The 18,914-nt window shown below is 69.9% G+C and carries 15 protein-coding genes; 4 read left to right on the plus strand and 11 right to left on the minus strand.

All coding sequences use genetic code 11. From position 1 onward, the window contains the following. Positions 1 to 2: 2 nt before the first annotated feature. Positions 3 to 1,196 (plus strand): DUF58 domain-containing protein, encoded by a 1,194-nt coding sequence (locus QM721_RS10325; RefSeq protein WP_415121603.1) that lies wholly within the window; start codon positions 3 to 5, stop codon positions 1,194 to 1,196. Then, a complete protein-coding gene (locus tag QM721_RS10330) occupies positions 1,193 to 3,337 on the plus strand; it encodes a transglutaminaseTgpA domain-containing protein (RefSeq protein WP_415121605.1) in 2,145 nt (714 codons plus the stop codon). Before QM721_RS10325 ends, QM721_RS10330 begins: the two co-directional genes overlap by 4 nt. A 162-nt stretch (positions 3,338 to 3,499) precedes the next feature. Here QM721_RS10330 and QM721_RS10335 read toward each other — a convergent pair whose 3' ends face one another. The 5 genes from QM721_RS10335 to QM721_RS10355 all read right to left on the minus strand — a co-directional run bounded on the left by QM721_RS10335 (position 3,500) and on the right by QM721_RS10355 (position 10,273). After that, positions 3,500 to 3,871, minus strand: a complete 372-nt coding sequence (locus QM721_RS10335) for a DUF3040 domain-containing protein (RefSeq protein ID WP_415121607.1) — start codon at positions 3,869 to 3,871, stop codon at positions 3,500 to 3,502. 104 nt (positions 3,872 to 3,975) lie between these two features. Further along, positions 3,976 to 5,244 (minus strand): DNA polymerase IV, encoded by a 1,269-nt coding sequence (gene dinB / locus QM721_RS10340; protein ID WP_415121609.1) that lies wholly within the window; start codon positions 5,242 to 5,244, stop codon positions 3,976 to 3,978. Beyond that, a complete protein-coding gene (dnaE, locus tag QM721_RS10345) occupies positions 5,241 to 9,485 on the minus strand; it encodes a DNA polymerase III subunit alpha (RefSeq protein WP_415121611.1) in 4,245 nt (1,414 codons plus the stop codon). The genes dinB and dnaE overlap by 4 nt, the downstream gene beginning before the upstream one ends. A gap of 63 nt (positions 9,486 to 9,548) precedes the next feature. Beyond that, positions 9,549 to 9,932, minus strand: coding sequence for an SAV_6107 family HEPN domain-containing protein (locus QM721_RS10350; protein WP_415121613.1), 384 nt, complete (start codon positions 9,930 to 9,932; stop codon positions 9,549 to 9,551). After that, entirely contained in the window at positions 9,932 to 10,273 is a 342-nt protein-coding gene (locus QM721_RS10355) for a DUF6504 family protein (RefSeq protein WP_415121615.1), read from the minus strand. Before QM721_RS10355 ends, QM721_RS10350 begins: the two co-directional genes overlap by 1 nt. A gap of 481 nt (positions 10,274 to 10,754) precedes the next feature. Between QM721_RS10355 and QM721_RS10360 the strand changes: the two genes are divergently transcribed. Further along, complete coding sequence (locus QM721_RS10360; protein ID WP_415121617.1) at positions 10,755 to 12,089, plus strand: FAD-dependent oxidoreductase; 1,335 nt, start codon at positions 10,755 to 10,757, stop codon at positions 12,087 to 12,089. A gap of 89 nt (positions 12,090 to 12,178) precedes the next feature. Here QM721_RS10360 and QM721_RS10365 read toward each other — a convergent pair whose 3' ends face one another. The 6 genes from QM721_RS10365 to QM721_RS10390 all read right to left on the minus strand — a co-directional run bounded on the left by QM721_RS10365 (position 12,179) and on the right by QM721_RS10390 (position 17,761). Next, positions 12,179 to 12,550, minus strand: a complete 372-nt coding sequence (locus QM721_RS10365) for a DUF1707 SHOCT-like domain-containing protein (protein ID WP_415121619.1) — start codon at positions 12,548 to 12,550, stop codon at positions 12,179 to 12,181. 157 nt (positions 12,551 to 12,707) lie between these two features. After that, complete coding sequence (locus QM721_RS10370) at positions 12,708 to 13,550, minus strand: transglutaminase family protein (protein WP_415121621.1); 843 nt, start codon at positions 13,548 to 13,550, stop codon at positions 12,708 to 12,710. Continuing rightward, a complete protein-coding gene (locus tag QM721_RS10375; protein WP_415121623.1) occupies positions 13,547 to 14,479 on the minus strand; it encodes an alpha-E domain-containing protein in 933 nt (310 codons plus the stop codon). The genes QM721_RS10370 and QM721_RS10375 overlap by 4 nt, the downstream gene beginning before the upstream one ends. Further along, complete coding sequence (locus QM721_RS10380; protein ID WP_415121625.1) at positions 14,473 to 16,047, minus strand: circularly permuted type 2 ATP-grasp protein; 1,575 nt, start codon at positions 16,045 to 16,047, stop codon at positions 14,473 to 14,475. Before QM721_RS10380 ends, QM721_RS10375 begins: the two co-directional genes overlap by 7 nt. Before the next feature lie 62 nt (positions 16,048 to 16,109). Further along, positions 16,110 to 17,537: a sodium:proton antiporter gene (locus tag QM721_RS10385; protein ID WP_415121627.1), complete on the minus strand. Its 1,428-nt coding sequence runs from the start codon at positions 17,535 to 17,537 to the stop codon at positions 16,110 to 16,112. After that, a complete protein-coding gene (locus QM721_RS10390; RefSeq protein WP_415121629.1) occupies positions 17,534 to 17,761 on the minus strand; it encodes a hypothetical protein in 228 nt (75 codons plus the stop codon). The genes QM721_RS10385 and QM721_RS10390 overlap by 4 nt, the downstream gene beginning before the upstream one ends. A 185-nt stretch (positions 17,762 to 17,946) precedes the next feature. Between QM721_RS10390 and ctlX the strand changes: the two genes are divergently transcribed. Then, on the plus strand, positions 17,947 to 18,879 hold the full coding sequence (ctlX, locus tag QM721_RS10395; RefSeq protein WP_415121631.1) for a citrulline utilization hydrolase CtlX: 933 nt from the start codon (positions 17,947 to 17,949) through the stop codon (positions 18,877 to 18,879). Positions 18,880 to 18,914 lie beyond the last annotated feature (35 nt).

The following is an 18,914-nucleotide window of genomic DNA, read 5'->3' on the forward strand; positions in this document are numbered from 1 at the left end:
CCATGATTCGCCTGACCACCAGGGGCTTCGTCCTGCTGAGCGTGGGCGGGGCCCTGCTGGTCACGGCCGCCGCCACCGGCCTGCGCCCACTGGCCTGGCCGGGCGGTGCGTTGATCGGCCTGGTCGGGGCCGGTGCGCTGCTGACCTGGCTGGCGACCCGACGCCCGGCGCTGCACCGGCAGGTGCTGCCCCAGCGGCTCGCCACCGGTGCACCGGTGCGGGTCACCCTCGACCTGCGCCGTCACAGCATCGGCGTCGGCGTGTGGAGTGTGGTCGAGGAAAACATCCCGGCCGGGCTGAGCGGAGCCCCGGCGCTAACCGTCCCCTCGGGCTGGGGGCCGCTGCGCAGCCTGCTCTCTTACCAACTGGGCACCCACCTGCGCGGCCGCTACCGCGTGGGGCCGAGCACCTGGATCACCACCGATCCGCTCGGACTGGCCGCCAGCCGACACCTGCTGGGTGCCACGAACCTGATCACCGTGACGCCTGCGATCCATCCGCTGGGCGATGCCGTCCGGGGCGCCGGAGCCGGCCTGTCGGGCGAGTCGGCGCAGCAGCGCAGCAGCCTGCTCGGGGCCGACGACGCACTGATTCGCGAGTACCGGCCGCGCGACGAGTTGCGGCGCATCCACTGGCCCTCCACCGCCCGGGTCGGCACCTTGATGGTGCGCCGGGAGGAGCATGCGTGGGAGCCGAGCGCACTGCTTCTGCTCGACAACCGCGAACAGGCGCACACCGGGAGCGGGCCGCGCTCGAGCTTCGAGTGGGCGGTGTCGGCGGTGGCCTCGATCGGCGTGCACCTGTGCGACGCCGGCTACGACGTCGATCTCGTGGACGCCGCGGGCAACACCCTCGGCGCCCACGGTGACTCGGTACGCGAGGCCCTGCTCGACCACCTCACCGACATTCGGCTGAGCACCGCCCACGAGTTCGCGGGTGCCGTGGGCCCAGGCGACCGGGCCAAGGGGCAGTTGCTGATCGCGGTGCTGGGCCGACTGTCGCACGCCGATGCGATCACCCTGACCAACACCCGGCGCGACGGACGGCAGTGCCGCGCGATCATGCTGCACCCCGCACCCGAAGGCGACGACGACCCCGCGGAGGTGCTGATCGCGAGTGGCTGGCGGGTCGTGCGCACGACTGCCGACAGCACCGTCACGCAGGCCTGGCAGGCCCTCGACCGGGGGTTGCGATGAGGGACACCGACCGGCTGGGCCTGGCTGTGCTGGCCGCCATGGCGCTCGCACTGACCGCACTGGAGCCGGTGACCACAGACCGGCGGCTGTTCATCGACGCGCTGGTGATGATCGGCGTCGTCGGCATCGGTGGCATCGTGATCCGGCGGCTGCTGCCGTCCGATCGCGGGACGCGGTTCATTCACGTGCTGGTCACCCTGGTGGCGTTCGTTGCGCTGGCCGTGAGCGAGGGGGTGAGCGCGAACCCGTTCGCCGTTCCCGAACTGCTGGCGGACGCAGCGGGCTGGACCATGGAGTCGTCCGCTCCCATGGGCGCCAACGTGGCGGTGCGCATGGTCGTCGTGGCCGCGGTCACCCTGCTGGCGTTGCTGGCCGACCTGTTGACCATCTCGCTCGGCAATCCGGCCTGGTCACTGCTGCCGCTCGGCTTGCCCTACCTGGTCGTGGCCCTGTCATTGCCCACCCTGGCCGAGTTCTGGCCCGTGCTCGGCCTGGCCGGCGGGTACGTGCTGGTGCTGCTGGCCGATGCCACCAACCGCAACCGGGTGCTGCGCTCTCAGGCCGCCAACGGCCCGCGCCACAGCCTGCTGCTCGGTGCGGCGATCAGCCTGATCTGCGCCCTGCTCGTCTCGGCTCTGGCCGGCGTCTTCACCCCCGGGCTCGACCCCGACCGGGGCCCACCGTTCACCGGGCAGGGACCGGTGCAGATGGGCGATCCGTCGCTCGACCTGCGCCGCAACCTGCAACAACCGGTCGATCGCCGGGTGATCAGCTACACCACCAGCAACAACGCCGGCTCGTACCTGCGCCTGACCTCGTTGCCTGGCTTCGACGCCACCGGCTTTCACCTCAACGCCATCGACCTGCTCACCGGCGCCCTGCCCATGCCCGAGGGCGCGCCGTGGGGGCTGCCGCGGTTCACCATCGACGCGGCCGTCGACGACTTCAACGCCGAATGGCTGCCGCTGCCCTACGCCCCGGCCGCGTTCAGCGCCGACGGCGACTGGCGCTTCGACCCTGTGTCGCTCAGCGTGCTCGCTGCCGGAACGCAGCAGAAACGCGCCACCAACGGCCTGCGCTACTCAGCCACCGTCGTCGACGTAACCCCGACCCTCGACAGGTTGCTGCCCGCGACCGCCGGACGGCCGAGCGATGCCGAGGTCACCGCCGGGCTGCCCGCCGACTTTCCCAGCCGGATCGTCGAACTCGCCCGTCGGGTGACCGCCGACGGCAGCACCGACGGCCAGAAGGCGATGCTGTTGCAGAATTGGTTGCGCTCGTCGGCGTTCAGGTACAGCACCGATCCGGCCCCGGGCTCGGGCTACGACGCCCTCACCCAGTTTCTGCTGGTCGACCACACCGGCTACTGCGAGCAGTTCGCCGCCTCGATGGCGGTGATGGCCAGAGCGCTGGGCATTCCGTCGCGGGTGGCGATCGGCTTTCTGCCCGGCCGTGCGGTGGGTGACCACTGGGAGATCACCATTCACGACATGCACGCCTGGCCCGAGCTGTTCTTCGCCGGTCTGGGCTGGGTCAGCTTCGAGCCCACCCCCGGCGTCGCCACGGCACCCGCGCACACCTCGTCGAGGGACGCGACGCCGTCGGCCAGCCCGTCACCCAGCCCGACCCCGACCCGCTCGACCGATACTCGGCAGCCGACCGCGCAGGCGTCCGCTCCGGCCGAAGTCGACGAGCCGGGTGGCGGGCCCGCGGCCGACCTGTCGTGGCTCGGCTGGGTGGGCGCCGGCGTCGGCTTGCTGACTGTGGCGGCGCTGCCCGCGCTGGTGCGTCGGGGCCGCCGGGCTCGTCGGCTGGGCGCCACCGCCCCGGGTGAGGCGGTCGTCGGAGCCTGGGACGAACTGCGCGACAGCCTGTGGGACGCCGGCTACGAGTGGCCGCTCGGGTCGGCCCGCCAGATCGGCGTCGCGGTGGGCCGCACCTTGCCCGACGACGCCGCGGCAGCCATGAGCCGGGTGGCTGTGCTGGTGGAGCGGTCTCGCTATGCCGACAGCATCGGCGACACCACAGGGTTAGCCCAGGATGTCCGGCAGGTGCGTGACGCCGTGGACGCCCGCGGCCGCGGCTGGTGGCGACGGGTGTTTCCGCGGTCGTTGTGGCGCCGGCTGTGGTGGATCGGCTGAGAACTCCGCCGGTTGAGCCCGTCGAAACCCATTTCCGGAGACGAATATCCGAGGTCTCGACAAGCTCGACCAACGACGATCAGCGCCTTCCTCAAAAACGACACGGTTGAACACGCCGAAACGCCCCGCCGAAATAACGGGGCGTCGGTGACTGGTGAAGACCTACTGACCTTCGTCCTGGCGACGTCGCCAGCGTTCTTCCATCTTGTCCATGAAGGCCTTCTCGCCCTGTGGTGAGCGGGCGGCGGGACGGCTGGCCGAAACCTCGCCGACGTGACGCCACGAGGTGACGGCGACCACGGTGGCGACCAGCATGATGACGAAACCGGCGATGCTCAGGGCAGGGCTCACTTCCATGCCGCCGATCAAACAGGCGACACCGATCAGGAATCCGACTCCGGCGATGGCGGCCCTGCGTCGATGCAGGCGACGAGTGGTGGTGCCGCGCAGCGCATTGGCCAGCTTGGGATCTTCGGCTGCCAGAGCCGCTTCCATCTGGTCAAGGAGTCGCTGTTCCTCCTCGGAGAGAGCCATGCCAACCTCCCTTCGGTTAGGCGCACCCATGGTATGAGCGCAGAGCAAGTCTAGGCGGGTGGGTGGTCAAACGGAACAGGTCGGGGTCTTGTTCACTGAGGGTTTCACAGTTGTTTCGATGCATACCCGTGCCGGGTCAGCACCGCCCGCTGTACACCGTGCGGCCCGAACTTGCGCCGGACGGCGTCCGTGGCCCGTTCGGCCTCGCGCCAACCCCGCTCGGGAGCGTCCAAGGTGGGCTGGCAATATGCTTTGTCGGCGTCGACGAGGCCCTCAACCCGAATGCCGACCCGGCGGATCCGCGGTCGCTCCAGGCCGAGCTTGGCGTAGAGCCTCATGGCCTGGGCGTACAACTCGTCGGTGGAATCGGTGGGGCTGGCCAGGGTGAGCGAGCGCGAGACGGTGCGAAAATCGGCGAACCGCAGATTGAGGGTGACCACCCGCCCGAGAACCCCGGCCTGCCGCATCCGCCACGCCACCGTGCCGGCCACCCGCAGCAGTTCGGCGCGCACCACCGCGGGGTCGTCGGTGTCGCGGCCGAAGGTCTCTTGGCAGCCCACGCCGCGCTCGCCCGGGCGGGCCACCACCCGCCGTCCGTCGCGACCCCACGCGAGTTCGGACAGCAGTGACCCCTGCTGCGGGCCGAAGGCGCGGCGCAGCGTGCTGACCGGGGTGTGCGCCAGGTCGGCGACGGTGACGATGCCGAGCCGGTGCAGTTTCTCGGCGGTGACATCGCCCACTCCCCCGATCGTGGTCACCGGCAGCGGGTGCAGAAAGGCGGTGACATCGCCCCGGCCCACCTCGACCAGGCCGTCGGGCTTGGCTCGGCCGGACGCGATCTTGGCGACGAATTTGCTCGGCCCGATGCCGACCGAGCAGGTGATGCCCTGCTCGTCGGCGATCAGGGCACGCAGGTGCTCACCGATCTGGCGCGGGCTGCCGAATATGCGCCGGCTACCGGTGACGTCGAGGTACGCCTCGTCGATGGACGCGCTCTCGACGTGCGCGGTGACCGACTCCAGCACCGCGACGATGCCGGCCGACACCTCGCCGTAGGTGTCGAAGTCGGGCGGCACCGCCACCGCCTGCGGGCACAGCCGGAGGGCCCGCGACGAAGGCATGCCGCCCTCGACGCCGAACGCCCGGGCCTCGTAATTGGCGCTCAGCACCACGCCACGCTCAGCGCCGCCGACGAACATCGGGGTGCCGGCCAGTTCGGGGCGGCGGCGCAGTTCGACCGAGGCGTAGAAGGCGTCCATGTCGATGTGCATGATCACCCGGTCGTGACCACCGGGTTCGGTGGGCAGTGCGGGTGTGGACGGCAACCAGTCCGACCAGGAGCGGCGCGGCCGGGTGCCAGGCTGAGCGGTCATCGTCCAGAGCTTCCGGGGCTGGAGTGCCACAGCTTGCGCGGCGCCGCCGCGATGCTCTCGCCCGCCGGCTTGACGTCGGCGTACGGCGACTGCCGAAAGCCGCTGGCGTGCACAAGCACCCGGCGACGACCGGTAGCGTCGCCGACGCCGTACCCATTGGGTACCTCGGCCATCAGTTCGCGCACCCGCTGCAGGGCCCGGTCGGCCTCGCCGGTCTCGGTGAGCGCCTGGGTGTACAGGTTGTGCAGCACGGTGAGATCCCAGGCGCCGGTGGCCCGCACCGACACTCCGCGTGGGCCGGTGCGGCGCAATTCGCCGCGCACCAGCAGCAGCCACGAGTTGAACACGGTGGCGGCGTAGGGCCCCTGGGCGTCTTCGAAGAAGGTGGCGTCGGCGGGGCCGGTGGAGTCGTCGACGGTGAGAAACACCACCCGACGTCCGGATCGCACCGGCGGTGTCTGGGTGGCCACCTTCACCCCGGCGATCAGCACTTCGCCGTGGCTGCGCCGGCTGAGCAGGTCGGCGGCGAAGATGACCTCGATGGCGTCCAGAAACGGCAGGTACCCGGCGAGCAGGTGCCGGCTGGCGTCCAGCCCGACGATCTCGAGTTCAGCCCCCAGCCGCTCGGCCTCGCTCAACTCGGCCAGCCCGGTCGGCACCACATCGCTCGGCACCGGCCGCCGGCCGAGCCCACGCTGGTCGAGCCCGTCCAGACCCTGCCCACGCTGGTCGAGCCCGTCGAGACCCTCCACCGGTTGGTCGGGATCCGGCTCGCTGAAGTCCAGCGGCAACTGGATCTCTTGTGGGGCGACCGGCTTGGTGGCCTTCGCCTGCCGCCGGGCCTGCTCGCGCGGGTCGCCGGCGGTCTCGGCCGCCCGGACGGTCTTCAGCCCGCGAGCCCGTCCGTGCGCCCGGGCGTGGGCCCGGTCGGCCCGTTCCAGGTCGGCGACGGCCAGCAACAGGTCACGGCGGGTGATCGCACCTCGGCGGCACACTGCGCCGGGCGGTTCGATGCCGTAGAGGGCGTCGAAGGCTCCGGCCAGCGCCAGCCGCTCGGTGATGTCGGACGGGTTGCCGGTGCGCTGCCAGAAATCGCTCAGCGAGTGGTACGGACGACCCGCCACGATGCGGGCGATCTCGGCGTCGGTGATGCCCTTCACATCGGCCAGCGACAACCGGATGCCGCAGCCCCGGCCGTCCGGCAGGCCGTCGCCGGGAGCGAGCCGCTTACCCCGCACCGGCAGATCGGCCGGACGCCGCCCGTCACTGCTCGCGGGTTGAGCTGGTCGAAACCCAGCGCTGCTCGCTGGTTGCGCGGGTCGAAACCCGTTCTCGACCGACATGGCCGAAGGGGTCTCGACAAGCTCGACCAACGGCTCCGCCGCGGAACCAGTCGCAACCGAAAGGGTCTCGACCAACGCAACCGAAGGGGTCTCGACAAGCTCGACCAACGGCTCCGCCGAAGCGGTGGAGCCGGACGACCCCGCCACGCCGACGAGCAGAACCGGAGGTGCCGGAGGGGGGCTCGACTCGAGATGTGGATGGGTCTGGCCGCCGAGGGAGCCTGCGACCGAGGCTGGTTTTCTCGAGTCGAGCCCCCCTCCGGCACCGACCCCGCCCACCGAAGCTGGGGTCTCGACAAGCTCGACCAGCGACTCAGACGTCTCGACAAGCTCAACCAACGACTCAGACGTCTCGACAAGCTCAACCAACGACTCAGACGTCTCGACAAGCTCGACCACCGCAGAGACGTCCAGCTTCTCGACCCGGTAGGCCTCGTCGCTGACGTTCACGTCCAGGCCGAGGATCGCGATGCCGCAGCGTCGGGCCTCTTCGAGGATCAGCCGCTTGGGGTACATGCCCGGGTCGTGGGTGAGCACCCCGGCCAGGAAGTGCGCCGGATAGTGCCGCTTCAACCACGCCGACTGGTAGGTGGGAAGCGCGAACGCCGCCGCGTGCGCCTTGCAGAAGCCGAACGAGGCGAACGACTCCAGCACGAACCAGACCCGGTCGACCACCGCCTGCGCATACCCACGGCCCAACGCTGTGGGCACGAACCAGCGCTTCACGTCGGCCTGTGAATCCGGACGCCCCAACGCCCGCCTGGCCTCGTCGCCTTGGGCCAGCGTGCAGCCGGTCATGATCGCGATGATCTGGATCACCTGTTCGTGGAACACCACCACCCCGCCGGTCTCGGCCAGCGCCGATGTCAGGTCGGGGTGCAGGCAGCCCGGGTCACGCCAGCCCTGCCGGGCCTCGAGAAACGGCACCACCATCTCGGACTTCACCGGCCCGGGCCGAAACAGCGAGATGTCGATGATGATGTCGGAAGAGTCGCTCGGCCCGAATTTGCCGACCAGTTCGCGCTGGCCCGGCGACTCGATCTGAAAACAGCCCAGAGTGACCGCTTTGCCGATCAGATCGTAGGTGTCAGGGTCGTCGTAGGGGGCCAACCCGTCGATGTCGGCCTCCACCCCCTCGACCCGGCGAATCTCGCCGATCGCATGCGCCATCGCCGACTGCATGCGAATGCCCAGCACGTCGAGCTTGAGCAGACCGAGCTCTTCGACGTCGTTCTTGTCGAACTGGCTCATCGGGAAGCCACCGAAGCTGGCCTCGACCGGGGTGCGGTCGAGCAGCGTGGTGTCTGACAGCAGCACCCCGCACGGGTGCAGCGCGATGTGCCGGGGCAGGCCGTCCAGCGATTCGACCAGCGAGAACAGCACCTCAAGGCGCCGCTCCCCCAGCCCGGCGGCGCGCAGTTCGGGCAGGTCACGCAGGGCAGCCGTGGCGTCGCCGGCCCGAATGTGCGGAAATGCCTTGGCGATGGCGTCGATCTCGCTCGGCGGCAGGCTGAGCGCCGCCCCCACGTCGCGGATGGCGTGCCGCACCCGGTAGGTCTCGGGCATCGCCACGCAGGCCACCCGCTCGCCACCGAAGACGTCGAGAATGGCGTCGTAGATCTCGGTGCGGCGAGCCGATTCGACGTCGATGTCGATGTCGGGCAGCACCTGCCGCAGCGGCGAGAGGAAGCGTTCCATCAGCAGCCCGTAGCGCATCGGGTCGACCCCCGAGATGCCGAGCAGGTAGTTGACCAGCGAGCCGGCACCCGAGCCACGGGCCGCGCAGCGCACGCCGAGCCGCGCGATCATGGCGACCACCTCGGCGACGGTCAGAAAGTAGCTGGCGAAGCCGAGGGCCTCGATCACCGCGAGTTCGTCGGCCAGCCGCACTTCGATCGCCGGGCCGGACGTGCCGTAGCGGGCCGCGATGCCGGCCTCGCAGCGCAAAGTGAGCGCCGTCATCGCATCGGGTGCCGTGCCACGCACGTCGAGCACATCGAACTCGGGCAGGTGAATCTCACCCAGGCCGATGTCGGCGTGCGGGTCGAGCCGTGCCCGGATCGCCAGCATGCGGGTGTCGCCGATCAGCTGGTCGGCGTCGCGTCGTCCGGCCAGCCGGGCCACCTCGTCGGCCGCGGCCAGCATCTCTTTGCCGGTCTTCAGATAGCCCTCGGCATTGCGCCGGTCAACGGCGCGAGCATTCAGCGGTACCAGCCGGCGGGACGCGTCGAGCACGTCGACGGTGGGCGCCAGGTGCTTGCCGGCCATCCGGACGGCGTTGGTCAGCACCCCGGTGATGCCGTGGGCGTCGGCGAAGCCGAGCATGCGCCCGGCCAGCGCGGCCGACCCGGCACCCTGGCCGGGCGCATGGTGGTTGGTGACGGCGATGGCCAGGCGGTGCCGGTCGACCAGCTCGAGCCAGCGCCGCAGCACCCGTTCGGCCTCGTCGGGCGATCCGGTGGCCAGGGTGCGGCCGAGGTCGGAATCGTCGCCCAGCATCACCACCAGGTCGTCGCGGCCGGCCAGCAGTTCGGGCGCGCAGCGCGGCCGGCCCCGGTCGCCGGCCAGGTGCACCGCCGAGCTGAGCCGGCACAACGACGCCCAGCCCCGCCGCGAGGTGGCCAGGCTGACCGCCCGCGAACCGTCGGCCATGGTGTGGTCGACCCCGACCACCGGTGCAATGCCGGCGCGCTGACAGGCTCGGGCGAATTTGACCGCGCCGTAGAGGCCGTCGCGGTCGGTGATGGCCAGGGTGTCCATCTCGGCGTCGGTGGCCGCCGCGACCAGTGCCGCCGGCTGGGAGGCCCCGTAGCGCAGCGAGTAGCCGGATGCCACCCGCAGGTGCACGAACGGATCGCTCATCGCAGCGCCCACCAGGGTCTCGACCAGCTCGACCAACGAACAACCACGCACGAACCACTCATCAGACTGCCCACCAGGGTCTCGACCAGCACGAACCGCTCATGATGCTGCACCGGCCGAGCGTGCCGAGACTCGTCGCAGCCGCCCGGCCACCTGGTCATGGAAGAGCCGGACGTCGCGCAGCAGGTCGTCCGCCTCACGGACGCCGACCAGCGCGACCGCACCCGCCTGCACGGCCCGCCGCTTGAGCGCCGAGGCGGCGAAGAAACCGGCCCATTCGCCGTACTCGGGGGCCGTCTCGGCAAGCACCTGCCAGACATCACGGGGGCGCGAGCCGTGGCCGGTGGACGCTCGGCAGGCCAGCACCACCGCCGCCACCCGCAGCGCGGCCAGGTGGGCGAGCAGAAACCGCTGCGCAGGCGCATCGGTCAGCTCGGCCTCGGCCAGCGTGGCCGCGGCGGCGGCCAATTCGTGGCCGGCCATCAGTCCACCACCGTGCGCAGCCGCCAAACCCCGCTGCCCCACGAGCGGGCCAGCTCGTAGACCCCGGACGATCCGTGGCGGCCGTCGGCGGCCACCACCCGCCAGACCTCCTGCTCGCCGAGCAGGTCGTCACCTTCCCCATCGGCAAAGATTGGGCCAGCAGCGTCCTCCCCGCGGGCGACCCGCACCTGGGTGGAGTTCCACCAGTCGGCGGTCTCGACCCAGCGGGTCTGCAGTTCGAGCACCTTCCACAGCCGGCGCCGCCACAGAAACTGCGCCGGGCCCTCGTCGCCGCCCACCAGGCCCTGGCGAACCTCGATCGCCTCGTCGTATCTACGCACGTTTGAACCCCCCGGTGATCGCCGGCTGCGAATGAAACGATCCAAGGAAAGCACGACCCCGGTGCGGACGGGGGTCGAGATCCGTCCGCACCGGGGAGCTAAGAGCCCTTCCCCGACTCAATATCGAACAACTGTTCGACTTGATCCAGTCTGCCGGCCCGGCCCTGGTTCGTCAAGGGCTGGCCCGGACGGATTCGGCCGCCGGTGGTTCGCGAGCCGTCGAGAACCGACTCGGGACACCAGTTTGACCCCACCGCCACCGCAACGCCGCTTGCCACGCCGCGAACCGCTCAGCCTGGGTGGGCAGACTCGTCATCGTCATCGACGTTCGAACTCGTCAGCACCTCGGGCAGCCGTCCTGACCAGGGGTTTCGACCCGCTCGACCAACGGTTCCCGCAGGGTCGAGCCGGTCTGAAACCAACGCCGCCGGGTCTGGCACCCTAGGCGCATGAAGATGCTTGCGCGGCCGGGTGGTCCGGCGTGCCCGACACCGGCGTGCACCGCATGAGCGACGACCCGGTCGCCGTGGTCGGAGGCTCACTGGCCGGCATGGCCGCGGCTGCCCGGCTGGCCAAGCAGCGGCATCGGGTCGTGCTGTTCGAAGCGGCTGACCGGTTGGGCGGCCGGTGGGTCGAGCCGGGCGTGCTGCCACCGGCATTCACCCTGCCCGCCCCATGGCGCGACCTGTTTCGCAAATCGGGTCGCGCCTTCGACGCCGAACTCGCCCGCACCGGCCATGCCCTGGCCCCTGCCCCGCCGGCCACCCACCATTTCGCCGACGGCTCGGCGCTGACGCTGCCCGCCGATCGCGGTCAGCAGTGGGCCGCCCTCACCGACGCCTGGGGGCGCCCAGCGGCCACCCGCTGGCGCGACCTGCTCGACGACCTCGACGACCGCTGGCAGGTGCTGCGCCGGCTCGGTCTCGAACATGAGTTCACCGCGGCCGATCTCACCCCGCAACGCCGCCGGGCCGTCGGCCTGAACCAGACCGTGCAGCAGTTGGCCCGGCAGATCGACCACCCACAGGCCGCCGCTCTGCTGCTCTCGACGGCATGGCGGATCGGCTCCGACCCCGCCCGCACCCCCGGGTTCATCACGGCGCGGCTCGCGCTGGAGCGCACCTTCGGACGCTGGCAACTGACCCGCGACGGGGCTCCTGTGCCCGCGGCGGAGCTGATCGCTCTGCTGGCCGCCCGGCTCGAACTGCGTGGGGTCGAGGTGCGGCTGACCGAACCGGTCACCGGCATTGAGCCCGGGCTGGTGACGACGGCGTCGGGCAGCACCCGGGTGGCCGCCGTGGTCGCGACCGTGAACCCGTGGAGCTATCTGCGACTGGCCGGCCCCACCGAGCCGACGTTGCGCCGGCGAACCCGCTGGACCCGGCCGGCGTGGGCGGCGAGCGTGCGGGTGCGAAACGTCTCACAAGAGGTATCGACAGGCTCGGCCGGTGGCAGCGGGGTCACCAGCGGCGAGGTCTCGACCGGCTCCACCAGCGAAGCCGTGCACCACCTGCCGGACGGCGTCATGGTCGAATACCGCATTCCGGCCAGCGGCGGCCACACCCTGATCACCCACGGCCACGGTGCCGGCCCCGAGGACGCCTCCGCGGGCACCCGCTGGACCTCACCCCGCACCTGGCTACGGCTGCCCCCGCTACGCGCCGAGACCCCCGGCGTGGTCACCGCGAGCGCTTCGAGCCGAGGCGGCAACGACCCGTGGGCCCAACTGCTCAGCGGCGCCCTGGCCACCTACGTCACGCACGAGAACCTGACCGGAGCCGACATCCGTCCGACCAACAAGGCGGTTCGCCCCTGAACCGACGGGCCCCCCGTCCCGACGTTGCCGCCCTCGTGGGCACGTGACTGACTGCATTCAGGCAGCAGCGTGTCACAGGGGCAGCCACGTCACAGAATGATCAGCACCACCAGCAGGATCGCGACCGCGATGCCCGTGCCCAGGCCGGCGACCAGCAGCAGCGGGGCCCGCAGGCCGGTCGTCCGCGCCGGCAGCAGTTCGCCGGGTGCCGCCGTTCCGGTCTCGATCACCACGGGTACCGCGAAGGTATCTTTCGCCGGCAGCGATGCCACCACGCTCGCCACCTCGCCCAGGGTGTTCGCGGCGAAGACCTGGTCGAGCATCGCGCGGTAGGCGTCGGTGTCGATGCCCCCGCGAGCGAATTCGTCGTTCAACCGCTCGGCGAGTTGCTCGCGCTCGGCGTCGCCCAACGGCTCCAGCGGCCGCGAGCGGTACTTCGACGAGATCGGCAGGTTGTCCACCTCACCCAGGGTAGTGGGACGCCGAGGCCCGGGATCGCGGAGGGCGGTCCGGGGTCTCGACAAGCTCGACCAACGACACGCTCGACCAACGGACACGCTCGACCAACGGACAGGGTCGACCCGCGCGACCAGTGACGGGCTCGACCAGCGACATCCCTCAGTCGAGCACCGTCATCTCGACCTCGACGTACATCTTGGACGTTCCGCCGCCCGAATAGATGCCCCGCAACGGCGGCACGTCAGAATAGTCCCGGCCAATGCCGACCTCGACGTGGAACTCGCCCGGCGCGGAGTCGTTGGTGGGGTCCAGGCCGATCCAGGCACCGTCCCAGTACTGCAGCCAGGCGTGCGACTGGGCGCTGCGCGGCTCACCCGGCTGCGGGTCGAGCGACGGCATCAGGTAGCCCGACACGTAGCGCGCCGGAATGCCCACCCGGCGCAGCGCACCGATCGCCACGTGCACCATGTCTTGGCAGACGCCGGCACCCGCGGTCCACACGTCCCTGGCCCGGGTTTGCACGTGAGTGACTCCCGGCACGTAGCGCACCTTCTCGCGAATGCGCTGCACGACTTCGAGGACGGTCTCGGCCGGGCTGTACGCAGCGGCCACCCGAGCCGCGAACCTGCCCAGCTCATCGCCCGGGTCGACATGCTCGCTGACGCTGAGCATCTCGGTCATCCGGTCGGTGAACGCGTCGTCGCGCAACTCGCCCCAGCTTGCCCCGGGCGCCACCTCAGGCGGACGGGTCACCTCCACGGTCGCGGTCGAGGTGACGTCGAGCCGGGCGTGCTTCTCGCGAATCTCGAATGCCGTGACCCGGGTGCCCCAGTAGTCGGTGTAGCTCAGCACCCAGGGGCTGGGGTGAATGTCGATGCGCGAGTTGATCACCCACTGCTCCCGGCTGGCCCTGGGTGTCATTCGCACCTCGTTGTGCGAACCCAGCACGTTCTGCGGGTAGGCGTAGCCGGTGTGGTGAACGATGCGGATCTGCCTGGTCACTGTTCGCCTCCCTGCCACACGGCGGCGGTGGCTCCTTCGAAGTAGCGCTGGCTGATCGCCGTGCTGGCCTGGTTGCAAACCCGCTGCAGATCGGCCATGCGGTTCGGCAGATCGTGCAGCACCTCGCCCGGCGGGCGGTACTCCAGCGCCGCCCGGGCCGTGCCGAGCAGCCGCTGGGCGTCGTCCTCAATGCCCGCCCGACGCTCGGTTCGGCCCAGCTCGGACAGAGCCTGCTCCGCGGCGGTCAAGGTATGCACCAGCGAACGCGGGAACAGCCGGTCGAGCAGCAGAAACTCGGCCGCGTCACGGTCGGTGGTCACGCCGCCGTAGGTGCGCACGAACGCGTGATGCGCCCCACAGCCACGCAGCACGTTGTTCCACGCGCTCTGCGAGCCCGACGTGATCGACGCCGACTGGATCAGCCGCGCCGTCATGTCGGCCCGCTCGATCGAGCGGCCCAGGATCAAGAAATTCCAGCCCTCGTCGTGGCTCATCGTCGAGTCAGCGGTGCCCGAGATGACCGCACACCGCTCCCGGATGAATTTGAACGCGGTCGCCGGACGCATGCGCTGCAGCCGTCCGGCCCGCACCGAGTTCCAGGTGGTGTTGATCGACTCCCACATCTCGGTCGACACGGTTTCGCGCGCCCGCCGGGCCGATTCGCGGGCCCCGCCGAGCGCGGTGGCCACCGAGGCCGGTGCCTCGTCGTCGAAGCACAGCGCGGTGAGCACGTACTGCGGGTCTGCGGTGACTCCCTCGGGTGGCGGGTAGCCCATCACCTCGAGCAGCGACAGCCCCGCGGCCTCCTGGTCGACGGTGGGGTCGTCGAGCAGCAACTGCAGGTGCACCTCCACGATGCGGCAGGTGTCTTCGGCGCGCTCGAGGTAGCGTCCGATCCAGAACAGCGACTCGGCGATGCGGCTCAGCATGACGCCTCCTGACCGGCCTGCTGCTGTTGTTGTTGCTGCTCCTGTTGTTGCTGGATGCCCTCGACGCCGATGTCGGCCAGCGGCACCCGGACCGGCGCGACATGCGCGCGGGCCTTCTTGCGCTGGCCGCGCACCCCGTCGCGGGCCAGCACCCAGGTGTCTTTGGAGCCGCCGCCTTGGGAGCTGTTCACAATCAGCTCCCCCTCGGGCAGCGCCACCCGGGTGAGTCCGCCCGGCAGCACGTAGATGCCGGTGCCGCTGTTCACCGCGAACGGGCGCAGGTCGACGTGCCGCGGCGCCATTCGTCCGTCGATCATGGTGGGCACCGTCGAGAGCTGCACCACCGGCTGGGCGATCCAGCCGCGCGGGTTCTTCAGCACGTCGGCGCGCAGCTTGTCGAGCTTGCGCTGGCTGGCGACCGGGCCGATCACGATGCCCTTGCCACCGGAGCCGTCCACCGGCTTGAGCACCAGCTCGTCCAACCGGTCGAGCACCTCTTCGCGCGACGCGGGGTCTTCCATGCGCCAGGTGTCGACGCCGGGAATGATCGGCTCCTCGCTGAGGTAGTAGCGAATCAGGTCGGCCACATAGGTGTAGATCAGCTTGTCGTCGGCCACGCCGTTGCCCACGCAGTTGGCCAGGGTCACGTTGCCGGCCCGCACCGCGTCGATCAGCCCGGCACAACCGAGCATCGAGTCGGCGCGGAAGGTGGCCGGGTCGAGAAATTCGTCGTCGAGCCGGCGGTAGATCACATGCACCGGGCGCAGGCCCTGCGTGGTGCGCACCCGCACCCGTCCGGCCTGGCACACCAGGTCGCGACCCTCGACCAGTTCGACGCCCATCATGCGGGCCAGCAGGGCGTGCTCGAAGTAGGCGGAGTTGTAGACCCCCGGGGTGAGCACCACCACGTTCGGGTCGCTGATGCCTGACGGCGCGGCGGCCCGCAGCGCGGCCAGCAACTGCAGCGGGTACTGCTCGACCGGACGGATCCGGTGCCGGCTGGTCACCTCCGGCAGGGCCGAGAACATCGCTCGCCGGTTGGTCATCACGTACGAAACCCCAGACGGCACCCGGACATTGTCTTCGAGCACCCGGAAGGTGCCCTCGTTGTCGCGGATCAGGTCGATGCCCGACACATGCACCCGCACCCCGTTGGGCGGCACGACACCGTGCATCACCCGGTGGAAGTGCGGCGAACTGACCACGACCCGGCGCGGAATGACGCCGTCGTCGAACACCTTGCCGTAGCTGTACACGTCAGCCAGGAACGCCTCCAGCGCCCGCACCCGCTGCGCGACCCCGGCCTCGACTACCGCCCACTCGTCGGCCATCAGAATGCGCGGCACGATGTCGAGCGGGAACGGACGCTCCTCACCGCCGATGTCGAAGGTGACGCCCTGGTCCAGATAGGTGCTCTTGAGGTAGTCGGCCCGGGCCCGCACCTCATCGGCCTCAAGCTTGCCCATCTGCCGCTGCGCCGCCGAGTAGGCCGTCCGTACGCCTTCGTCCGAGATCATCTCGTCGAACGCCGGTCCGGAAGCCCGATAGTTCGAGAACAATTCACTCACGAGCGTCAGGGTATTGCTGATTTGTTTCACGCCGGTATCGAAGCGGGCTCCAGTCCGGCGGATCAGTCGATCGTCCGCTCCGCGCCGACGCTGCGGATCGTCAGCCCCGCTCGGGCGAGCAGAGCGGCGACGATCGCCCAGCCGGCCAGCATCGCCGACCAGTGGCCCGACAGGAAGATGCACACCAGCGCGATCAGGACAGGCACCAGGTGGGCGAAAGCCCAGCCCAGGTAGCCGCCGAAGCTGGGCATCGCCACCCCGGAGTGTTCGGCGACCGCCTTCACCATGAAGTTGGGGCCGTTGCCGATGTAGGTGAGAGCACCGCCCAGCACGGCACCGAGACTGATCGCAGTCAAGAGATCGGCCGGCACGCCCGCGACCAGGCCCTCGGCCGGGTGCCCCTCGCCCAGCGCCTTAGCCAGCTCGAAGAAGGTGGCGTAGGTGGGTGCGTTGTCGAGCATCGCCGACAGTCCGCCGGTGAAGATGAAAATGGTGACCCCGTTCAACGGCAGTCCGGGCGCCGCCCCGGCCACGAACTGCATGGCCGGAACCATGGTCAGGAAGATGCCGACGAAAAGGGCCGCGACCTCGACGATCGGCCGCCAAGCGAACCCGTTGCCCTGATAGCGCGCCCTTCGGTTGCTCAGGCGCAGCGACAGCACGGCGGCGAGCACGAACACCAGTTCGCGCCAGGGCACCCAGTCCGACCACGCCGCCTGACCCTCAGCCAGGGTGTGCAGGTCGATCGAGGGCAGGAACGCGATCGCGGCCACCACCATCGCCAGGAAGACGATGTTGATCGAGCCGTGCACCTGTAGTGGTTCGGACTTGACGCGGGTAAGCCGAGAGCCGTCGCGGTCCTGATTCGCGTACCTCTGCACGTCAAGGGCGTAGTAGCCGATGAGCAGCAGCAGGTTGACGAACAGCCACTCCTGAAACAGCGTGAATGTCCACGCGAACGGCACGCCGCGCAGCATTCCGAGGAACAGCGGCGGGTCCCCGAGCGGGGTCAGCAGCCCACCGGAGTTGGCGACGATGAAGATGAAGAAGACCACTGTGTGCACGCGATGCCGGCGCTCGGCGTTCGTCCGCAGCAGTGGCCGGATCAGCAGCATCGCCGCGCCGGTGGTACCGACGAACGAGGCGAGCATCCCGCCCACGGCAAGCAGCCCGGTGTTGGTCCGCGGGGATGCCACCAGGTCGCCGGCCAGATGAATGCCGCCGGCCACCACGAACAGCGCCAGCAGCAGCGCGATGAACTGGCCGTACTCGACCAACGCGTGCAGCACGGCGAGGGTTCCCTCGGGCCCCGTGGCGCACTGCCAAATCGCCACGGGCACGCCGAGCAGCAGCCCAACGGCCAGCTTCACCGAGTTGCGCTCCCACAGGTGTTCGGTGGCCGGCACCAATGGCAGCACCGCAATGCAGATCAGCATCGTGACGAACGGCAGGACACCCCACCAGGGGACGTCCATGGCCAGTGGCGTCACGACCGACCCTCGGACGCCGGCTGTGCTGAACCCATCGCGAGCACCGTGCCGAAGCCTACGACCCCGGGCCCGGCTGGGTCGCCGGGGCGCACTACGACCCGACGGTAGTCGCGATCGTCCGGGTCACGGTGGCGGAGTTCGCCTGCGCCGGCCAGGTCACGGCGCAGCGCCACCGGGTCGGCGATAGCGGCCACGACCCGGCGCCGGTGCCGTGCCTGAGCCATGCCCACATCATGCCAGCGCCGTTGCCGGATGCACTGCACCCTGGGGAACAGCCGATTGTCCGCTGGTCGAGCGTGTCGAGACTTCAAACGGAGTGCTCTGACTAGGGGTTTCGATACGCTCAACCAGCGGTGGGCGCAGTGATCAGTACTTCCCTAGACTGTCGCCGAATACACAGGGGGACCGGATGAATTTTCGGCATGCACAGGCACCGCCATCAGTGGTGATGGTGCGGCCGCACCGGTTTCGGGTCAACGCCGAGACATTGGCCGACAACACCTTTCAGGCACCCTCAGATATCGCCCTGACCGACGACCAGCTCGCCACCCGCGCACTCGAGGAATTCGACGGCTGCGTCGCGGCGCTCACCCACGCGGGCGTCGGCGTGCACGTCTTCGACGACTTCGGGCACCTGGACACCCCCGACTCGGTGTTTCCGAACAACTGGTTCTCGACCCACCACGGCGGCCGCATCGCGGTGTACCCGATGTTCGCGCCCAATCGCCGCCGGGAGCGCCGCTTTGACGTGATCGAGCTGCTGAAGCGCTGCTACCGCGTCCAGGAGGTGATCGACTACTCGGGCCTGGAGTACGACAACCTGTTTCTCGAGGGCACCGGCGCGATGGTGTTCGACCACCTGGAGCGGGTCGCCTACGTGGCCAACTCGTATCGGGCAGACCCGGTGATTCTGGAGCGCTTCTGCACCGCGTTCGGCTACGAACCGATGGCCTTTGCGACCGCCGGGCCGGACGGTCGTCCGATCTACCACACCAACGTGCTGATGGGCATCGCCTCGGAGTACGCCTTGGTCTGCCTGGACGCGATCAGCGACCCGCGGCGCCGCGACCAGGTGGCCGCCCGGCTGGCCGAGAGCGGACGGACGGTGCTGGAGCTCAGCTTCGAGCAGGTAGCCGAGTTCGCCGGCAACACCATCGAACTGACCGGGACGAACGGACGGGTGCTGGCCCTGTCGCAGCGGGCCACGGCAGCACTGACCGATGAGCAGCGGGCAGTGATCGAAGAATCGGCCAGGCTGCTGCCGCTGCGGGTGCCGACCATCGAGTTGGCCGGCGGTTCGGTTCGCTGCATGATCGCCGGGGTGCACCTGACCCCCCGCTGAGCCTCGATTTACCGCTGGTTGAGTTCGTCGAAACC

This window comes from Micropruina sp., assembly GCF_047602085.1.
GTDB lineage: Bacteria > Actinomycetota > Actinomycetes > Propionibacteriales > Propionibacteriaceae > Micropruina.